Source organism: Nocardia sp. NPDC046473 (assembly GCF_040645995.1).
GTDB lineage: Bacteria > Actinomycetota > Actinomycetes > Mycobacteriales > Mycobacteriaceae > Nocardia.
Genome location: NZ_JBEYZJ010000010.1, coordinates 301,925 through 320,371, shown reverse-complemented (window position 1 = coordinate 320,371; position 18,447 = coordinate 301,925). Strand labels below are relative to the sequence as shown.

At 67.9% G+C, this 18,447-nt stretch carries 18 protein-coding genes; 2 read left to right on the top strand and 16 right to left on the bottom strand.

Annotation, left to right across the window (positions count from 1 at the left end):
- Together ABZ942_RS34545 and ABZ942_RS34540 are read right to left on the bottom strand one after the other, a co-directional pair.
- Positions 1-333: an inositol monophosphatase family protein gene (locus tag ABZ942_RS34545; protein WP_357389552.1), complete on the bottom strand. Its 333-nt coding sequence runs from the start codon at positions 331-333 to the stop codon at positions 1-3.
- 114 nt (positions 334-447) lie between these two features.
- A complete protein-coding gene (locus ABZ942_RS34540) occupies positions 448-735 on the bottom strand; it encodes a muconolactone Delta-isomerase family protein (protein WP_357389550.1) in 288 nt (95 codons plus the stop codon).
- Between the two features lie 240 nt (positions 736-975).
- On the opposite strand from ABZ942_RS34540, the gene ABZ942_RS34535 reads away from it, so the two are divergent.
- Positions 976-1,440 (top strand): NUDIX domain-containing protein, encoded by a 465-nt coding sequence (locus ABZ942_RS34535; RefSeq protein ID WP_357389548.1) that lies wholly within the window; start codon positions 976-978, stop codon positions 1,438-1,440.
- Between the two features lies 1 nt (position 1,441).
- Here the strand turns inward: ABZ942_RS34535 and ABZ942_RS34530 are convergent, their stop codons facing one another.
- Entirely contained in the window at positions 1,442-2,206 is a 765-nt protein-coding gene (locus ABZ942_RS34530) for an SDR family oxidoreductase (protein ID WP_357389546.1), read from the bottom strand.
- Positions 2,207-2,384: 178 nt separating this feature from the next.
- Between ABZ942_RS34530 and ABZ942_RS34525 the strand changes: the two genes are divergently transcribed.
- Positions 2,385-2,744: a hypothetical protein gene (locus tag ABZ942_RS34525; RefSeq protein WP_357389544.1), complete on the top strand. Its 360-nt coding sequence runs from the start codon at positions 2,385-2,387 to the stop codon at positions 2,742-2,744.
- Here the strand turns inward: ABZ942_RS34525 and ABZ942_RS34520 are convergent.
- The 13 genes from ABZ942_RS34520 to ABZ942_RS34460 form a co-directional block, all read right to left on the bottom strand.
- Positions 2,741-4,636 carry a CocE/NonD family hydrolase gene (locus tag ABZ942_RS34520; protein WP_357389542.1) on the bottom strand — a complete coding sequence of 632 codons (1,896 nt, stop codon included), beginning with the start codon at positions 4,634-4,636 and terminating at the stop codon, positions 2,741-2,743. The two genes, ABZ942_RS34525 and ABZ942_RS34520, sit on opposite strands and share 4 nt — an antisense overlap.
- An 18-nt stretch (positions 4,637-4,654) precedes the next feature.
- Complete coding sequence (locus tag ABZ942_RS34515; protein ID WP_357389540.1) at positions 4,655-5,518, bottom strand: SDR family oxidoreductase; 864 nt, start codon at positions 5,516-5,518, stop codon at positions 4,655-4,657.
- Between the two features lie 79 nt (positions 5,519-5,597).
- The gene (locus ABZ942_RS34510; RefSeq protein ID WP_357389538.1) at positions 5,598-6,074 is read right to left on the bottom strand and encodes an FHA domain-containing protein; all 477 of its coding nucleotides are present in this window, start codon (positions 6,072-6,074) and stop codon (positions 5,598-5,600) included.
- 170 nt (positions 6,075-6,244) lie between these two features.
- Entirely contained in the window at positions 6,245-7,531 is a 1,287-nt protein-coding gene (locus tag ABZ942_RS34505) for a VWA domain-containing protein (protein WP_357389536.1), read from the bottom strand.
- A complete protein-coding gene (locus tag ABZ942_RS34500) occupies positions 7,528-8,565 on the bottom strand; it encodes a PP2C family serine/threonine-protein phosphatase (RefSeq protein ID WP_357389534.1) in 1,038 nt (345 codons plus the stop codon). Before ABZ942_RS34500 ends, ABZ942_RS34505 begins: the two co-directional genes overlap by 4 nt.
- The gene (locus ABZ942_RS34495; protein ID WP_357389532.1) at positions 8,562-10,955 is read right to left on the bottom strand and encodes a tetratricopeptide repeat protein; all 2,394 of its coding nucleotides are present in this window, start codon (positions 10,953-10,955) and stop codon (positions 8,562-8,564) included. Before ABZ942_RS34495 ends, ABZ942_RS34500 begins: the two co-directional genes overlap by 4 nt.
- Positions 10,952-12,136 (bottom strand): hypothetical protein, encoded by a 1,185-nt coding sequence (locus ABZ942_RS34490; RefSeq protein WP_357389530.1) that lies wholly within the window; start codon positions 12,134-12,136, stop codon positions 10,952-10,954. Before ABZ942_RS34490 ends, ABZ942_RS34495 begins: the two co-directional genes overlap by 4 nt.
- The gene (locus ABZ942_RS34485; RefSeq protein WP_357389528.1) at positions 12,133-13,098 is read right to left on the bottom strand and encodes a glutamate ABC transporter substrate-binding protein; all 966 of its coding nucleotides are present in this window, start codon (positions 13,096-13,098) and stop codon (positions 12,133-12,135) included. Before ABZ942_RS34485 ends, ABZ942_RS34490 begins: the two co-directional genes overlap by 4 nt.
- Positions 13,095-14,354 (bottom strand): hypothetical protein, encoded by a 1,260-nt coding sequence (locus tag ABZ942_RS34480; RefSeq protein WP_357389526.1) that lies wholly within the window; start codon positions 14,352-14,354, stop codon positions 13,095-13,097. Before ABZ942_RS34480 ends, ABZ942_RS34485 begins: the two co-directional genes overlap by 4 nt.
- Positions 14,355-14,457: 103 nt before the next feature.
- The gene (locus tag ABZ942_RS34475) at positions 14,458-15,876 is read right to left on the bottom strand and encodes an MFS transporter (protein WP_357389524.1); all 1,419 of its coding nucleotides are present in this window, start codon (positions 15,874-15,876) and stop codon (positions 14,458-14,460) included.
- A 90-nt stretch (positions 15,877-15,966) separates the two neighbouring features.
- Complete coding sequence (locus ABZ942_RS34470) at positions 15,967-17,010, bottom strand: AraC family transcriptional regulator (protein WP_357389522.1); 1,044 nt, start codon at positions 17,008-17,010, stop codon at positions 15,967-15,969.
- Between the two features lie 92 nt (positions 17,011-17,102).
- The gene (locus tag ABZ942_RS34465) at positions 17,103-17,741 is read right to left on the bottom strand and encodes a helix-turn-helix domain-containing protein (protein ID WP_357389520.1); all 639 of its coding nucleotides are present in this window, start codon (positions 17,739-17,741) and stop codon (positions 17,103-17,105) included.
- Positions 17,742-17,744: 3 nt separating this feature from the next.
- Positions 17,745-18,425 carry a helix-turn-helix domain-containing protein gene (locus tag ABZ942_RS34460; RefSeq protein ID WP_357389518.1) on the bottom strand — a complete coding sequence of 227 codons (681 nt, stop codon included), beginning with the start codon at positions 18,423-18,425 and terminating at the stop codon, positions 17,745-17,747.
- Between the last annotated feature and the right edge of the window lie 22 nt (positions 18,426-18,447).

The window sequence follows — 18,447 nt, the reverse complement described above, 5'->3', positions numbered from 1 at the left end:
TCACGGACGCAGCGTTGCCCGCAGCTGGTCGGCGAGATCGGCGTTTCCGGCGGCGATGAACTTCCGGCGCCCACTCATCGCGTGGTTGATGTCGGCCATCGAGCCCAGCTCGTAGCCCAACGGAATCGGCATGCCGCGTAAATCCGTCACGATCCCGCCCGCAGCGTGCAGTATGTAGTGTCCTGGCAACAAGTCCCAGATCGCGAAGCCCTTCGCGAATTCGACCATGGCGTCGGTGAACCCGGCAGCTACGTGACAGAGGCCGATCGAGCCGTGCTCCGCACGACTGCCTGTCAGCGCGGCTTCGATCAGCCGAGGCCGGACTTCGTCCATTATCCGACGCACCAGGTCAGCGACGCCTCGGGCACGGTCTGGTATCTGACTAGAACTGCTCACAAGTAATCGCCTTCGGGTAGAAGGCGTGGTGACGATTCCCTGTACGCGGGCTTACTGGCCCGGGTCGTTCGGGTGGGGCTGTAGCGGGGTGATGGTGAAGGTCATCCAGGCTCGGAGGGGGAGGGTGTCGAGGACGTTGGTGCGGAGGTCGGCTTCGTCGGCTCCGCGCCAGAGGCCGATGCTGCGGAGTTCGCCTACAGGGCGCCATAGGCGGGCGAGGTTGCCGGTGGCGGCTAGTTCTTTGGCGCGGACGGCTTCGGCGGCTCGGCGGGCGTCGACGTCGGCGGGGTCGGTGCCTTCGGGGATGGTGGTGGTGATTTCGACGAGGAATTCCTGCATGGCTTGCTCCGTTCGGTGGTGGTGACCGGCGCGGTCCGCGGAAGACATTGGTGGGGCGCGAAGGAGAGCGGTGGACCTAATCGTGCGCTTGCGTCCGATGTGTCTGCAACGTCCGCTTGTGGGCGAAGATTCCCCCGGCTGCCGGGACGACGTACCGGCATTTGGTGGCTACGATCGAGCCAATATCGAAGTCCTGGCCTTCCGCAACGGCCGTTTGTCCGAATCTGATCAGGAGACCAGTTGACGTTCCGCAGTGTGGTCGGTGTGCAGTTGTTGATGAGCCGGGGCGAACGGGTGTTGCTTGCGCGCCGGCGGAACACCAGTTTCGGGGACGGGGAGTGGAATGCGCCCGGGGGCAGGCTGGACGACGGGGAGGATGTGCTCACCGCGGTCATTCGGGAGGCCGAGGAAGAGATCGGGGTGCGGGTCGAGCGGGATGACGTGCAGATGGTCGCGTCGATGCACATCCAGTCGCCGCCGGGGCAGGCGCTGATCGTGTTCATCTTTCACACCGACACCTGGTCGGGTGAACCACAGAACCTCGAGCCCGACCGCTGTTCGGACCTGCGCTGGTTCGCCTTCGACGACATCCCGGACGAGACGATCCTGAGCACCCGCGCCGGTATCGACATGTTCCGGCGCAAGCAGCATTTCGGGCTGTACGGCTGGCCGGAGCACGCGTCGCTCGGCGCGAAGAACTGGTAGGTCAGAGCAGCGTTCCGCCACTGGCATCGATATAAGAGCCGGTGATCCAGCGGGAGTCTTCGGACGCGACGAAGGCCACGACATCGGCGATGTCGGAAACCTCCCCCACGCGGTTGAAAGCGGACCACTCCGACATTTGCGCCACGGTGGCCGGGTCGTCGAAGACCGGATCGCCGTTGTTGGTGACACCCGGTGCGACCGTGTTGATGGTGATCCCCCGGGGCGCGATGTGCAGAGCCAGTTGCAGCGTGATCTGCTCCATCGCGCCTTTGCTCATCGCGTAGCAGATCTGCGAGGGCAGCGAGGTTCTGGTCATGCCGGAGGAGATGTTGATGATGCGGCCGCCGGCGGGCATCGAGGTCAGCGCGCGCAGGGTCAGGTAGTACGGCGCCTTCGCGTTCACCGCGATGTGCCGGTCGAACATTTCCGGCGTGACGTCCTCGGGCATGGCGCCGGTGAATCCCGCGTGCGCCGCATTGTTGACCAGGATGTCCAGGTTCGCGGTGCCGGTGCGGGTGAGCAGTTCCGGCTCCAGTTGTGCGAACAGCGCCGAGACCGCTTCTGGCGCAGCGAGTTCGGCGTGCACCAGGAACGCCTGACCGCCCGCCGCCTCGATCTGCCGGACGGTCTCCTTGCCCGCCTGCTCGTTGCTCGAGTAGTGCACCGCGACCAGCGCCCCCTCGCGCGCGAGGCGGCAGGCGATGCCGCGTCCGATGCCTCGGCTGGATCCGGTGACCAGGGCGACTTTGCCCCGCAGCTTGCCCATGACTTCCCCTCACGTCTACGACCTATTGTAGTAGATCATAGTGAGATACCCGAAAAGGACAATCCCGACGGTCGGTGCCCCACGCCACAGCCGAAAGGGGTTGCCCCGGAACGCCACCCACAGCATCTCCACACAACACCCACGACGCCCCCATGCCCGCGAACTATCGTGAGCCGTCATGATCAAGATCCGGCCGATCCCCGTCGCACTGCTCTACATTCTGGGCTCAATACTGCTCGGCCCCACCATCTTTCTGGCCGGCTACCTCATCACCCCCGCGAACGGCGACTTCTGCGACGTCGGAGCCCACGGCTCCCGCGCACAACGCGACCGCGACTACGCCCTGATCGACACGATCCAAACCACCGGCGCAATTGTCATGCTCGTGCTCGGCGCGCTCGCGCTCGCCTACTTGTGCCGCAACGTCCGAAGGATCGGCCTGCTCGCCACCGCAGTGCTCAGCGCCGGAATCCTGTTCATGGCGTCCGGCTACTTCCTGATCCTGAGCGCCGCGCGATACGGAAACCCGACCTGCTAGTCGGCGCGCCCCGTCCGCAAGGTGAGATAGCTCGGCTGGTCGGGATCGAGGACGATGGTCTGGCCGGTGATCGCGCGTTGCTTCCACGGCGGGATCAGATGGCGCGGAAAGCTGGTGCGGCTCACTGCGATTCGCAGCCGGTGACCGGCGCGCAGGACGGCTTCGGTGGGGTTGATTTCGATGTCGATGACGAACGGCTCGCCGGGGATCACCGGCAGCACGGAGTCCGCGGTGAGGGTGTGCAGGGGGAACAGCAGCTCACCGTCGACGTAGTCGCTGCCTGCGGTATCGATCGCGCGCAGGGTGGACAGCAGAGCACCGCGAGTGATCGGCACGGAGGCTCCGTCGGGTTCGACATCGCAGATGGTCACCGACCAGAACGCGTCTGCCCCTTCGGCTTCCACGTTCAGGTGCAGGTTCATCGGGCCGGACAGGACTGTGTCTTCCGCAAAAGGTTCGGTGGTGAAGGTGACCGCTCCGGCCTCGGCGTGCCGGTCGTCGGTGCCGAATCTACTGCCGAAGAGCAGGGCTACCCCCATGCTCATCACCCCGGTGTTGTTGGACGCCATACGGATACGCCCGGTGGGCAGCGGTAGTCGAGATTCGATCTCGGTCGGCTCCGCGGACAGGCCTGCGTCGGTAGCGGCATGTGGTGCGGCGCCGGTGATTTCGGAGTTCAGGTAGAGCCGCTGCAGGGTCGCGGCGGGATCCGGGAACTCGTTGTGCCGCAACCACTGTCCGTCCCCCTGCCGGCGGACGGTGATGGGGCCGTAGCGATCGATGCCGTTGTCGATATCCTTGACCCACCGATCGAACCAGGCACATTGCAGCTCGTCGATCGCCTGCGGACTGTCCGCGGCACCGAGACCCGAACCGACGGTCAGGTGGTAGGAATCATCGACGAGAACCTGTTTTGCCCCGCCGGACACCGGGATTCGATCGAACATGCGAAAGTTGGACCGGTTGTAGACGTCGTGCCAGCCACCGTGGATCCAGGTCGGCGCGTTGATGTCCTCGAAGCGCGCCAGCTTGCTCGCCCACATCGGGTTGAGGAAGCTGTCGGGATGCTGCTCGGTGAGCCCGATATCGATCGCGTGCCGCACCCAGCCTGCCGGGTCGGCGATCCGATCGCGCAGGAACTGCTTGGTGATACCGGCGCGCAGCAGACCGGGCACCGACGGCAGCCATTTGAAGCCGGTGACGGCGAGGATCCACAGCAGCATCCCCGGCGTCGGCACGCCACCGGTCAGGCCGAGTTCGCGCATCGGATCCTCGCCCGCCTCGATGGCGAACACCGCGCGCAGGCCCTCCGGTTGCAGACCGGCGGTGATCAGCGCGGAGATAGCCCCGTAGGACACCCCGGTCACCGCGAAATCACCATTGCACCAAGGCTGTTCGCGCACCCACGCGACCGCCTCCAGATAGTCCTGCTGCTCGCGCGGCTGGAAGAAATCCCAGCTCCCGGTGGAGGTCCCGGTACCGCGCACATCGATCATCAGCCCGACGTACCCGCGGCGCACCACGGTGCGGTTGATCACGAACGGTTCGAGAATCCCGCCCGCGGGAGTGTGCAGCACGTCGCGTGCGGTGAACCGCCGCCGATCCGAGGAGCCGACCCGCCCGGCCAGCGCACGTAACGTGTTGTGCCAGCGCATGCCCTGCCGGTTGATCATCTTGTTGTACGGCGTGAAATTGATGATCGCGGGCAGCGGCTCACGCGCGGGCCCCGCCCCGTCGCCGGGCCGCAGGATATCAGCGGTGAGGATCACACCATCCGACATCGGAATGGGAACGGTGGTGGCGCCGAACAACTTCGAGTATCGGGCGGGCCCGATATCGAATCGATGGTTCGGCGGCACCGTCGCCGCGGCAGTGGTCAGCGGCTGGGCCATAGTGAGGTCCTCTCGGCGTCAGCGCACGGTGGTCTTCGTGGCCGGTTGATCGATATAGCGACTCATCGCCCAATTCAGGCCACGCATGGCGAGGTTGTAGGAGGGCGGGAAATACCGCTGCGCCCAGTGCCCGATGCGAATGTCGTTCGAGGTGTAGACCAGATAGGTATTGCGCTCGACCCCGCGCACGATCGAGCGTGCCGCGGACTCCGGCGTCACCGCGCCCTTCAGGAACAGTGCCATCGCGCGCTGCACCACCTCGGCGTTGCGATCGATGCCCGCGATGTCCACCCGGTCGGCCATCGGTGTCGACATCGCGCCGGGACAGACCAGGCTGACCCCGATCCGATGTTGGCGCAGATCGAACCGCAGCACCTCCGACACCCCGCGCAACCCGAATTTGCCCGCACTGTACGGCGCGTGCCATGGCAGCCCGAACAGCCCGGCGGCGGACGACACATTCACCAGATGCCCACCGCGGCCCGCCGCGATCATCGGCGGCAGGAATTCCTCGATGACATGAATCGGCCCCATCAGATCGATATCGACGGTGCGCCGCCACTGTGTGTGGCTCAACCGGTCGACGGTCCCCCAGGTCGCGATCCCGGCCACGTTCATGATGATGTCGACGCTGTCCACCTCGTCATGCGCCCTGGCCGACAACGCGACCACCTGATCGTGGTCGCTGACGTCCGCGGTCGCCGCGAGGTGCACGTTCGCGCCCGCCGCCCGCGCCAGCGTCGCGGTCTGCTGCAGACCCTCCGCATCGATATCGGTCAGGATCAGCGAGGCGCCCTTGGCCGCGACCGCGAGGGCGGTACTGCGGCCGAGACCGCTGGCCGCCCCGGTGATCAAGCAGCTCTTGCCGCCGAACGTGGTCATAACTCACGACGATAGGCGGAAATGAACACTGTTGTCTACAGAACGGCGGATGCTGTCCCAGACGCAAAAAGGCTGGGATTCAGGCGGGTTCATGTTCGAAAACGATGGTCGTCCAGCCGCCGAGATGGATCCGATCGCCGCTGCGCAGCGCAACCGGCACCTTCGCGGGAATGAGCTCGTCACTACCGTTGACACTGGTGCCGTTGGTCGACCCGAGATCGGTGACGGTGAGTTCGTCACCGTCGAGGTGAATCATCGCATGCGCCCGGGACACACCCACGTCGGCGGGTGCGATACCGAGATCGATATCCGGCGTCAGCCCCTGTGAGACACTGCGCTTGCCGATCAGAATGTCGTTGCCGTGCAGGGTGATTCGACGTTCAGGATAGAACGCGGGAAAACCGACCTGGTCGGCATCGGGACCCTTGCGCGCGATGACCCGATCGTAGAACTCACGATCCGCGGTAATGGTGGCCACCCAGGCAGCCGAGGGGGCGGACACCGCAACCGAAGCTTCCGCGAGCAGCAGTTCAGGCCTGACGCTCGGCGTGGGCAACGCCGAATCATGTCCGCACACTTCGCAGAAACGCCCGCTGCTCGGCGCGCCACAGGACGGACACAGCGCAACCGGTTCCGCGGCAACAGGCGCCTCCCCGATCGGCGCGCCGCACACATCGCAATAGTCGGTCGCGCTCGACTGATGCCCCTCAGGACAGGTAACGGCCACTACCCCTCCTTCCGTACCCTGGCGGTCTTGGTCGAGCGAGCATCCAGGGCCATCTCGTCCGCCGCCGCGACGCTGGCCCGCAGCCGCACCGTCCCGCTGCGCTCGTCGACCTCGACTACCCCGCGCAACAGTTTCGCCGTGCTCTCGTTGCCCGACTCCGCCGCGAGCTCCACCGCACGCCGCAGTTTGGCGGTCGCGGTATCGGTGTCGCCACTCTTGCGCGCCGCCAACCCCTCCTGCACCACCTGGGCCAGTTCCGCCTGACCGGTGTAATGCGCTACCCGCCTGCTGATTCGGGCCGACAACTCGCTATCGGTGGTCCACACCGCCTTCACCAGTCCCTGCCCGAGCACCTCGTCGCCACTCACCACACTCACCCGCGCGGCAAGCTTCTCCCGGCCGGGCGCGGCGGGTTCCACCTCGACCTGCACGTGATAGTCGCGGTCCTCGGCACCCCACGCACCGAGCGGGTACTCCCCCACCTGCGCCGCGGTCTCCACTCGCCGCGCGGTGAGGTCCTCGATGGCCGGGGCGACCTGCTTGACGAACCGCACCTTCGCGCCCGCCGGCGTCCACACCCGCAGCGTCAGTTCCGGAATCGCCTTCGCCATCGAGCCCTGCATCATCGCGGCGAAGTCGGCGGCCAGCTTGGCCGGGTCCGCCACGATGTCGACGGTCCCGTGCAGCGCCGAGGCGATGGTGCGCAATTCGTCGACCCGCCAATCGGTTCCGACGCCGCGGCAGTCACAGGTGAACACGCCCTCGGACTGCTTGATCTCCGCGGCGAGCGCCGCGGGCTCCTCGTGCTCGTTCTTGCCGTCGGTGAGCAGGATGGCGTGCACCATCGCGCCGGGATGCTTCTTGGCCAGCTGCCTGGTCAGGCCGAGCCAGGTGCCCATCGCCGTGCCGCCGCCGGGCGTCAGCTTGTCGAGTGCGCGCCGCGCGGCCGCACGGGAGTCCCGATTCACCGCCAGCGACGGCACGTTCGACGGAAAGGCCAACCGCGCCATCGCCGTGCCCTCGATGATCGCGAACTTGGTACCGTCGGCCATCACGTCGAGCGCGGCCAGCGCGGCCTGACGCGCCCCGGGAAACTTGCGACCGGTGGCCATCGAGCCGGAGCAGTCCAGGATGAGGATCTCCAGCCGCTCCTGCGGCGCGGCCGCCACCACCAGATCGGCCGCGGTCTCGACCGTCACCACCGCGTCGACCGTGCCGACGCCGTCGGCCAGATACTCGTTCTGATCGATGGCTACCGAAATGCCATTGCCTGCAACGGAACTCACTTGACTTCTCCTGGCTGTGGAACGGGAACGATCGCGACGGTGATGTTGTCGCTGCCGCCGCAGCGCAGCGCGAACTCGACGAGTTCGCGCGCGGCGACGGCGGGGGCGGTCGCGGTGGCCACCTCGGCGAGCGCGGTCGCGTCGGACAGGTAGTTCCAGAGACCGTCGCTGCACAGCAGCAGCACACCGGGTCCGGTGGTGCGCATTGTCCGAATGCAGCTGTCGGACCACGGTTTCGCCGGGCCGTCCGCGCCGAGCCAGCGGATCAGGGTGTGCGCCCTCGGGTCGTTCATCGCGGCCTGCTCGTCCATCGCGCCCGCGTCGACCAGGGCCTGTGCCCAGGAGTCGTCGGAGGTCAACCGCTGCGACGGTGGATTGCCGGGCTCGTCGGGCGCGTCGGCGTGTAGCCAATACGCCCTGCTGTCACCGACATTCGCGATGGTGATCTCGGTGCCGTCCGCATCGGCGCGCACCACGGCCGACACGTAGGTGCACGACGGCGCGTGGCCGTCGGCCACCGCGATATCGCGGACCGCCTGGGCCGCCGCCGCGAGACCCGCCATCGCTGCTTCGGCCGCGGGCAGTCCGTCGAGCAGCGCGGTGCGGCAAGCGTCGACGCCTGTCCTAGCGGCCGTACCCGAGGCCACCTGTGGGTCCTCCGAGGACGACACCCCGTCGGCGACCACGATCACTACCGTCCGCGGCGCACCACCGGTGCCGTCCAGCACGGCCGCGGCGACCGCATCTTCGTTGCGCGCGTGCGAGATTCCGCGATCGGTGACCACCGCGACAGCGCCGAGGTCCGCGTCGAATCGGTCCGGCGCCCCACGTAACTGGCCGCAGTCGACGCAGTAACCGTCGCCGTCGTACTTCAGTCCACCGCACCCGTCACAGACGCTGGGTGGCCCTGGTTCGTTGTTCGGCAACGCGATTCGCTTGCCGCCCAACTCCTGCCCGCAGTTCTCGCAGAAGCGATCCTGCTGATGTACCTCGGCCGCGCAACCCGGACAATTCAAACCAACCCCCGTACTCATAACCTGGTCCTCGGCCGGACTGTGTTCGCCTGCTCTACCAATGCGAATCGCTCCCACATGTCGTCGGTTTCCCGGGCCAGGTCCCGATAGCAACGCTCCAATCCGGTACGGACACCGTCTTGATCCAGCTTCGTGCCGAGCAGCGGATCGAGTGCGTTCGAGACGCCGCCCGCCCGTAGCCAATCCAATGCGGCGGTCAGCACGCGCAAACGCACCTGTGCGCCACGGCGTTTGGAATCCAGTCGCAATCGAGCCACCCGCTCGCCCGCGTCGCGCACGATCAACTCGGTGAGGTCGGCCGGTGACCGTCCGTGCAACGTGGTCTCGACCGCCGCGATTCTGGCCTCGGTGAACAGCGAAGAACCGGCATCGACCTGATCGAGCACCGCTACCGCGCCAGCGCGATCGTCGGCCGACGCGCGCAGCCTGGCCAGCCCGAACACGGCACTGAGGTACGTGCGATCGGTGCGCCACACCGTCTCGTAATAGTTTGCCGCACTGCGCTTTTCCTGCGCGGCACTGAATCCGCCGGAATCAGGGGTCGCGGCTCCGGAAAGCTCGGCGACGGCCGCCAGCGCGAGTTTGGGTGCTCCTTCGCCGGGCAGCGCGGCATACACCGCATCGAATTCGCTGGTCGCCGCCGCGAAATCGCCTGCAAGCAAACGACTCTCACCGCGATACCAGGCGAGCCGCCAATCGCCGGGCAGCGTCTCGGCGACCTCTGCCAGCCGCCGATCCGCCTCAGCGGTGTCGCCCACCTCCAGCGCGGCCCGAATGAGTCGCAACGGAATCTCGGTCGACGCGCTGCGTCCGGTGACAACCGAGCGCAACCCGGCCTCGAACGCCTGCTCCAGCTCCGCCGGCGTGGTGCCGCTCGTCGTGGCAAGCAACGCGGCCGCACTGTCGGTCGGATCGACCAGCGGAACCGGCAGGGCGGCAATGATATTCGCCGCGTCCAGCGCCGCATCGACACCGAAGACACCGCGCGGCGGCCCGAAGTAGGTCGACATGCCGGGCCGCGGCACCCCGTCATCGGTCGAAAGGACCTCGCGCAGCACCCCGGTCAGCTGATCGGTCATCTCCTCCATCGAGGCGAACCGCACGTCCGGGTCGTCGTCGGTGGCCCGCAACAGGAAGCGGTAGAGCGAATCGTAAGTAACCAGCAGCGGTTCGGTGTCCGGCCCCGGCAACTCGGCGAAATGCCCGCCCCGCTGCGGCACATCCATCAGCAGCACGGCCAGCGTGCGCCCGACCGTATAGACCTCGGTGGCGACGGTCGGCCCGGTCTCGGCGATCTCGGGCGCCTGATAGCCGATGGTGCCGTAGATGGGGCTGTCCTGATCGTCCATGGCGATCACCGCGCCCAGGTCGATGAGCTTGAGCTGCTCGTCGGTCTGCATCACGTTGTCCGGCTTGAAATCACAGTAAGCGAGGCCGAGGGAATGCAGATAGCCGAGCGCGGGCAGCATCTCCAGCACGTAGGCGATCGCCTGGGCCGGTGGCAGGAATCCGCCCCCCGCGTCGCGGTGCGCGCGCAGGATCTGCTTGAGCGAGGTGCCGCCGACATACTCCATCACGATGTAGCCGACCGCGACCCCGTCCGCCCCGGCGTGCTCGACGAAGTTGTGGATCTTGACGATGCTCGGGTGCTCCACCTCGGCCAGGAAGCGCTTCTCGGCCACCGCAGCCAGCATCGCGTCCGCATCTCCCGCGTTGAGCAGGCCCTTCAGCACCACCCAGCGGTCGCTGACATTGCGGTCGATCGCCAGGTAGATCCAGCCGAGCCCACCGTGCGCGAGACACCCCGCGACCTCGTACTGACCGGCGACCAGATCGCCCTTGATCAGCTTGGGCGCGAAGGAGAATCGGGTGCCGCAGTTGGCACAGAAGCCCTCGCTGCGGCCCGGCTTACCGTCGCGGCCCCGGCCCACCGGCTTCTCGCATTTGCCGCAGAACCGCTTGTTCTCCGGCACCTGCGGGTCGGTCATGATCGCGGTGCCCGGATCGATCCGCGGTACGCGCGGCACCTCGACCATGCCCGCGCCGAGCCGCCCGCGCCTGCTCGACTTGGACGACGACCGGCCGGTGCGCACCGAGCGCGAGCCGGACCGGGTACTGCGGGTGCTGCCGGATACCGTCGCGACCGTCTCCGAGGTCGGCGCGGTGCCGCAAACTTCGCAGTAGCCGTCGATTATCGTTCCGCCGCAACCGGGTTCGGTGCACTGCCGATGCGCGGACTCGACCGTCGTCGACTCGGTCGTCGCGTTGGCCGTCTTCGGCTGAGCCGCCGTCGAACTCACGGTGGTCGCCTCGGCCGGGGCGGTCCCGCACACCGCGCAGTAACCGTCTTCGATGGTGCCCGTGCAGCCGGGTTCGGTACATGTCCTCACGGTCGCCTCCCCGATTTCTCCGCGATGAGTTGCTGATAGTCGGCGACCGCGCGGGTGACCGCCGCCAGATCACACGGCGTGCGCCCGAGCAGCCCGGTGGCGATCTGATGGGAGGCGAGCAGGTCACGGTCCTCGCCGACGCCCAGACGCGCCGCCTTGGCCTGGTAGGCGGCCAGCCTGCCGCGCAGTTCACCGCGCCGATCGAGCAGGCCCTGGGCCAGATTCTCGGCTGCGGCCGCTGCCGAGCTCGCGGCATCGATGCGACCGCCGAGCTCCAGCAGCGCCGCTGCCGCACCGGGATTGGCCGCGACCGCATCGAGCTGGGCGCGCAGCTGGCCGATATCGTCCGCAGGCACCGGCAGCGGACCCGACACGATGGTGCGCTCGACCTTCGCCCTGGCCTGCGCGGCCCGCTCCCGGGTCTCCTGCAACGCGTCCAACTTCTTGCGGGCGCCCGTGATCGCGGCGGGCCAATTGGCCACCACCGCGGCGAGTTCGGCGAGCACGGCCGCCTCCCGGCGCATGGCACCGGTGAGTTCGGCGAGGCGAGCATCGATGTCGGCGCTGGTCAGCGCGAGCGGGTCGGTGGCCGAGCGGCTCAGCAGATCGGCGATGCCGTCGCCGATCGCGCGCAGCCGCGGGGTCACGCCCCCGGCTTTGTCGAGTTTATCCTGCAGCGGCGCAAGTCCGGACATCACGCGGGTGTTCACCTTGTCCACCGCGTCGAGGAATTCGGCGATCATCGGGAAGGTCGCCCGCATGCGATCAAGCGTATCGGCGAGCCCGACGAACAGCACGAATTCGCTCGGACCGGTCAGCGAACGTTCGGCAAGCGGGATCGGCGTGCGCGACACCTCGTGCGGTCGGCCGCGCAGCAGCTCGGTCAGCTTCGCGCGTTGCGTGTCGTCGAGCCTGGTGCGGTTGCCGCGCACCGCGTGCGCAGAATCCAGGATCGCGCGCATCCGGCCGAAGTCCTCCCACATCAGCGCGAGCGCGTCCCGGACCGGCAGCCAACGTGCCTCGGTCACCCCGGACGGCGGGAAGCTACGCACCAGGTTCAGTCCGGGATGCTTGTCGAGCTCCAGCAGGGTGGCCACGATCGAATCGGCTTCGCTTGCGCGCCTGGCCAATTCGCGGTCTATCTCGATCAGGGTGAGTGGTTGCATGATGGTCGGGCTCATCCCACATACCGTGGCGCGGGTTGGCCGGGCGAGGGGCCGAGCACACTCAGCCGGGCTGCGTAGATCCGCTCCCAGGCGCCGTCGGAGCGCATCCGCTCGAGCACGCCGTTGACGAAGCGAACCAGATCGTCGCTGCCCTTGGGCAGGCCGACCGCGTAACCGCCGACGCCGATGGGTTCACCGACCACCTGGAGGTTGGGGTCCTGTTCGACCAGGCCGAACAGAATCGGCGCGTCGCCGCTGATCGCGTCGACCAGTCGCTGCTGCAGCGCGACGAGGCAATCGGTCCAGTTGGTGACGCCGATGACGGTGGGGCGGTTGGCCATCGCGAACAGTGGCGTGGCCGCCGTGGTGCCGCGTGCCACGCACACCCGCTTGCCGGTCAGGTCGGCGCCGGTGTTGATGCCGGAGTCGCGTGGGGCCAGGATCCGTTGTGCCGCACCGTAATAGACGGAGGAGAAGTCGACCTCCTTGCGCCGCTCGCAGGTCGCCGAGAAGGTGCGCACGATCATGTCGACCTTCTTGTCGCGCAGCGCGGGCAGGCGTTCGGCGGCGGTCACCGAGCGCAGCTCGATCTTGTTCGGGTCGCCGAACAGCGCGTTGGCGATCTCGTGTGCGATGTCGATGTCGAAGCCCTCGAGCTCGCCGGTGCCGGGGTTGCGGAAGCCGAACAGATAGGTGTTCTGGTCGACGCCGACCTTCAGCCTGCCGTTGGCGACGATCGCCGCCATCGCCGAACCCTGCGGCATCGCACCGGGTCTCGGCAACGGGCCGGGCCGCAGGCTGGCCTCCGTGTCGCAGCTGCTCTCGATCGGCGGCGGATCGGTGATCTCGCCCGCGCCCGCGGGTTTCGGGTTCACCGCGTCCAAGGCGTTCGGTGTCGGCAGGTCGCCCGACCCGCAGCCCGTCAGCATGGCGGTCACGGCTACGAGCAGCGCGGCAAGCATCAGGCGCGTGTTCACAAGAACTCCTTCAGCCGCGGCCACACCCCGGCGGCGACGGCGGCCGCGGCGACAATCAGCAATACCAGCGTGCCGGACGGGCTGAGGAGCAATGCCGTACCCGCCGTTCGCAGACCGTCCCGGAGATCACGGCGGGCCTGGGCGAGGTTGTCGTTCAACGAGCGGTCCAACGCGGCGAACTGGGTGGCCGACGAGCTGGGCGCGGCGCCGATCGCCTGCGCGACCGCCGCCGGATAGTTCGCCGCCTGATACGCCGCCACCTGTGCTTGGTGTCCGGCCGACCACGTGCTGAGCTCTTGCACGGCAACGGAATCCGAGCCGACCACGGTGCCGAGACGGTCACGCAGGTCGGTGGTGTGCTTGGTGTACATGTCTTCACCGGCCGCGATGTCGCCGCGGGTGATCAGTTCCAATGTCTCCTGGGTGCGCGCCTGCTGGGCCGCGATGCGCGCCTTCGCCAGCGTCTCGAAACGGCTACTCGCGCCGGACGCCCCCGTGTCGAGGGCGTTCGATGCCACGCCCGTCGCGATGACCAGCCACAGCAGCGCGAGCACCGCCGCGGCCGCCGCGCCGGCCACCCCGAGGTTGGCCAGTCGGTTGGTGCGGCGCACCAGGATCCATGAGCCCACCGCGCAGCTGATCAGCATTAGGACGACCAGCACGACGCTCAGCACCGGCGTCGTCGCGATGGCCCGCTGATCCGCGCGCACCGCGGCGAATCGGTCGGCGGTGAGCCGTTCGGCGTTGGGCAGCAAGGATTTCTGCATCACCTCCGACGCCTCACTCAGATAGGACGAGCCCACCGGAAAACCTTGCCGATTGTTCGCCCGCGCCGTTTCGACCAGGCCGGTATAGGCGGGCAGGTCCGCGGCGATGCCTGCCACGATCTGCCTGGTCTGCTCGTCGGACGCGCCCGCGGTGGCCTCCGACAACGCGGCAGCGGCGTCGGCCAGTGACTGCTGGTATCGCTGGCGCGGCGCGGCCGCCTCGGTGCCCGCGGACAAGAACTCGGCGGCCGCCGAGGCGTCGGCGGCCGAGAGCGCCACGTACAACCGCTGCGCCGCGAAGGCCAGCGGTTCGGTGCGATCGAGCGCGATGTCGCGGCGCGCGCTCTTGTCGCTCATCTGATTCGCGCAGGCGAAACCGGCGAGCAGGCACAGCACGACGGAAACGACGGCAACAACGGCGATCACCCCCGGCGTCGTTCCGGCGAAGCGTCGCAACCACAGGGTCCCGTTGCGGATGCGAGGTCCCACACCGTCCTCCTAACATCTCCCCGGCCGGTGCATTCGATCGCGATAGTACGGGAGGCGGATTACGGCTGCCGACCGATTGCCCAGGTAGTGGACAATCGGGGTTTCAGACGGCGGTGCGAACCAGCTTGGGGGCGGTGCTGATTCGAGCCACGATCAACGCGGCAGCGCACAGGCCGGTGATGGTCAGCCAGCCCAGATTAGCTGGCGGCCGGAAGGCTTCGGCCGAGGTCAGGGCGTCGGGATGGCTGGCGATCAGTGATCCGATCACCGCGACGCCGAGTGACTGGCCGATCTGCCGTGACGTGGTGGCCAGGCTGGCCGCGACCCCGGATTGCGCGGGCGGCAGACCGGCCACCGCCGTGGCCGTGATGGGCGTGTAGATCAGGCCGATGCCAGCGCCGAACATCGCGTAACCGATGAGCAGCAACAGGTTTCCGCCGCCGTCGAAGGTCGCCGTCAGCACCGCCGCCGCGGCGGTCGCCAGCACCGCCCCCGCGCTCAGCGCGCTGCGGGCGCCGCGGCGCGCGACGATCCGGCCCGACATCGGCCCGAACACGAACATGGCGACCGCCATCGGCACCAGCGCGAGCCCCGCGGTCAGCGGCGAGTCGTGCCGGATCTCCTGGAGGTAGAACGTATTCAGGAACAGGAATCCGCCCAGCGCGGCGAACGCGAGGATCGCGATCACGAACGCGCCGGTGAACGGGGCCGACCGGAACACCCGCAGGTCGATCAGCGGGTGCGGGTGCCGCGGCGCGTACCGCAGCAGCGCAACGAGGCAGGCCGCCGACCCGGCGAAGCAGCCGATCGTCGGCGGCGCGAGCCAACCCCGGTGTGGCCCTTCGATAATCGCGAACACCAGCAGTCCGAGCAGACCGATCACCAGCAGCTGCCCGAACGGGTCGAGCGCGTGCGGGCTATCCGACTTCGACTGCGGGACGACCAGGAAGGTGAGGGCCAGCGCGATCACCGCGATCGGCACGTTGATCCAGAACACCGCCTCCCATCCGATCGCGTCGACCAGGAAGCCGCCGACCACCGGACCGGCCGCCATGCCGATCCCGACGGACCCGCTCCAGATCCCGATCGCCCGGACCCGCTGCCCCGGCTCGGTGAACACCGCCGAAATGATCGCCATCGCAACCGGAGTGAGCATCGATCCGCCGACCGCCTGCAGCACCCGGAACGCGATGAGCCAGCCGATCGAGGGCGCGAGACTACAGGCCAGCGAACTCACGGCGAATATGGCGAGGCCGAGCTGGAAGATGGTCCGGCGACCGATCCGGTCGGCCAGCGAGCCGGACAGCGTCAGCAGGCAGGCCAAGGTCAAGGTGTAGGCGGCGACCACCCACTGCGCCCCGGCCAGCGAGCCTTCGAGCCCGTGCCCGATGACCGGCAGCGCGACGTTGACCGCGGTGGTGTCCACGTTTGCCATCACCACGGCGGTGCAGCAGACGGCCAGCACCATGGTCTGCCGGATCGTCTTCGGGACACTCGGCGCAACAGGGGCGCTGATCGACATGCCAGCATACTTGCAGCATCCTGGCGGTCTTCGGCTCCCAACACACCGTGCGGTACGACTGGTTCCAGTTGGGAGCTCTGCGTGAATGGCCTAGTGGGCGCCCGCGGGGACCGGAGCCCTGGCCGGAACGGACGACCGGCCGCCGTGCAGCCGGAACTCCTGCGGCGGGCAGCCTTTCCAGCGGCGGAAGGCGCGGATGAAGGAGGCGGCTTCGGCGTAACCGAGGCGGGCGGCGACCTGTTCGGTGGTCAGATCGGTATAGGCGAGCAGCTGCTCCGACATCAGCTGCCTGACCTCGTCGAGCAGGCCGCGGAAGGAGGCGTCCTCGTCGTTGAGTCGCCGCGACAGGGTGCGCGGGCTCATGAACAACTCGTTGGCGACCGCGATCTGATCCGGAATATCGCCCGGCGTGCGGACGAGCAGATCGCGGACCGCGCCTACGACACCGGAGCGGGTGCGATGCCGGTCGAGCAGATCGCGGCAGAACTGCGCACAGGCACTGCGCGCCCGTTCGTTGGTTTTCGGCACCGGAAGGTCGAGGCAGCGACCATCGAACGAGACCGCATCGGTCTCGGCGCCGAAAATCGGCTCCACGCCGTATATCTCGCGATACCGGCTCGGGTCCGCCGGCGTCGGATGCCGGAATTCGACTCGGGCGGCCGGAATTCCGCTATCGAACAGCTCGCTACCGATTGTCTTGATACCGGCCAGGATTCGCTCGGCGAGAAAGGCGCGCAGGTCCGGCGGGCATTCGGCATCATCGAAGCGCGCGCTGGCGCCACCTGCGGTTTCCACGACTGTCAGCCGCCCGGAAACGGCGGCGTGGTCGAGGTAACGCACCATGACGTCGACCGCGTCGCGCATTGTGCGGCTGCTGAGCAGTGCGAGGCCCCATGGGCCGGACAGTGGGATATCGGCCCGGCTGCCCGCTTCCGCACCGAGGCCGGGCCCGGTACCGAAGCGTTCGACGAGATTGCGCACGACCCGTAATTCCTGGGTGGCCGTGCACTCGATATCGGTCGGCGACAGCATGGTGCCGGATAGGCATTCCACACCGGACATTCCGCGCTCCGCGGCGAGCGCGATCAGCACGCGAACGCTGGAAGTGCTGCGGCGAAAATTCCGGTCGAACATGTACTCGCATTCCTCATCGAATTCGCCGCGCCAGACGGCTTGGCGAAATCTATCAATGCCGGGCCGGTCGGTGGGGCAAAACGACAAACTGGTCAGGGCGCGCGCAGCAACATTTCGTTCAGCATGGCAATGATTCGGTCGCTGTCGAATCGGACGGGGTCGTCGAGGACCAGTTGGGTCGCGGTGTGGATGATGGTCTCGAAGACGCGGACCAGGACATCGATATCAACGTCCTCGGCGCCGCGTTTACCGGAAAGCCACGCGCCGAGAGCGTGATTCAGCGGTGCGCTCAGGTCGCCGCGGGACTTCTCGATGCGGTCGCGCAGGATCGGCGGGATCCCGTCGATCGGGAAGTAGACCAGCCGCCAGCTGTCCGGCACGGCGCGTACCTCGGCGAGGAAACGGGCCAGTGCCGCCGACAACGCGGCGGCTCGATCCTCCTGCGGCGCTGCGGATTCGAGGCCGAACATCGATCGGTCCACCGCTTCGCGCAGGCGTGCGCTCTCGCGTTCGATGAGCTCGTGCAGCAGGTCGTCGCGGCTGGCGAACGAGTCGTAGACCACCGGACGGGTGACGCCGCCGCGCTCGGCCACCGCGGCGATGCTGACGTCCCCGAATCCGTTCTCGATGACGATTTCCAGTGCGGCGTCGAGCAATTGGGCCCTGCGGTCGGCGGGCGCAAGGCGCTTGGCGTAGCGCCGCCGCTGCGGCTTGGCTGCAGGCTCCGGCACCGGCTATCCCGCCTCGACGGCGAGCATGGCCTCGGTCATCCTGCGTATCATCCAGCGCAGGGTGCGGGACACCGCGTCCCGCCGTGCACCGCCGTCAGCCAAGGCCAAGCGAACGCCGGTCTCTCCGGCACTGGTTATCGCATGGCTCAGCAGCTCCGCATCGATCACCCGGTCGTGCAGCGCGGCCACCGCCGTGATCGCCGCTTCGGTCTGCTGTCGAATCTCGTTCCTGCCGTGATCGATTCGGTCGTGCGCGGCGGCGGGGAGGCCGTCGCCGGACATCACGACCAGCTGCCAGGTCTCGGGTGCGGACTGCGCCAGATCCAGGAAAACGTCTACCGCGTCCACCACCAGGTCCACCATCATGTCGGCCGGGTCGGCGTCCGGCGGGATGGTCGGCTGCGCGCTGGCGGCCATCGCCACTACCCGCGCCTTCTCTCGGTCCAGCAGCGCCGCGAAAACCTCGTCGCGGTCGCCGAATTCGGCATAGAGCGCAGGGCGGGTCACCCCGGCCGCGCGCGCGATGGCGTGCATGCTGACCCCGACGTACCCCTCCCGGACGATGACCCCCCGCGCCGCATCCAAGATGCGCTCGCGTCGCGCCGACACGATCTCCTCCAGTGGTGCTCGAGCGGTGATCATCAGGTCGGTCGACCGGTGATCCGGTGGCGTCAGTGTACGCATCGGCTATAACTGCCACACCGGC

Bases quoted from the DNA above. Each gene is read 5' to 3' on its own strand.
- ABZ942_RS34525 (WP_357389544.1), top strand. From the start codon at position 2,385: ATGATCAAGATCCGGCCGATCCCCGTCGCACTGCTCTACATTCTGGGC.
- ABZ942_RS34540 (WP_357389550.1), bottom strand. From the start codon at position 735: ATGCAGGAATTCCTCGTCGAAATCACCACCACCATCCCCGAAGGCACC.
- ABZ942_RS34500 (WP_357389534.1), bottom strand. From the start codon at position 8,565: ATGAGTACGGGGGTTGGTTTGAATTGTCCGGGTTGCGCGGCCGAGGTA.
- ABZ942_RS34475 (WP_357389524.1), bottom strand. From the start codon at position 15,876: ATGTCGATCAGCGCCCCTGTTGCGCCGAGTGTCCCGAAGACGATCCGG.
- ABZ942_RS34515 (WP_357389540.1), bottom strand. From the start codon at position 5,518: ATGACCACGTTCGGCGGCAAGAGCTGCTTGATCACCGGGGCGGCCAGC.
- ABZ942_RS34530 (WP_357389546.1), bottom strand. From the start codon at position 2,206: ATGGGCAAGCTGCGGGGCAAAGTCGCCCTGGTCACCGGATCCAGCCGA.
- ABZ942_RS34545 (WP_357389552.1), bottom strand. From the start codon at position 333: ATGGACGAAGTCCGGCCTCGGCTGATCGAAGCCGCGCTGACAGGCAGT.
- ABZ942_RS34470 (WP_357389522.1), bottom strand. From the start codon at position 17,010: ATGTTCGACCGGAATTTTCGCCGCAGCACTTCCAGCGTTCGCGTGCTG.
- ABZ942_RS34460 (WP_357389518.1), bottom strand. From the start codon at position 18,425: ATGCGTACACTGACGCCACCGGATCACCGGTCGACCGACCTGATGATC.
- ABZ942_RS34520 (WP_357389542.1), bottom strand. From the start codon at position 4,636: ATGGCCCAGCCGCTGACCACTGCCGCGGCGACGGTGCCGCCGAACCAT.
- ABZ942_RS34490 (WP_357389530.1), bottom strand. From the start codon at position 12,136: ATGAGCCCGACCATCATGCAACCACTCACCCTGATCGAGATAGACCGC.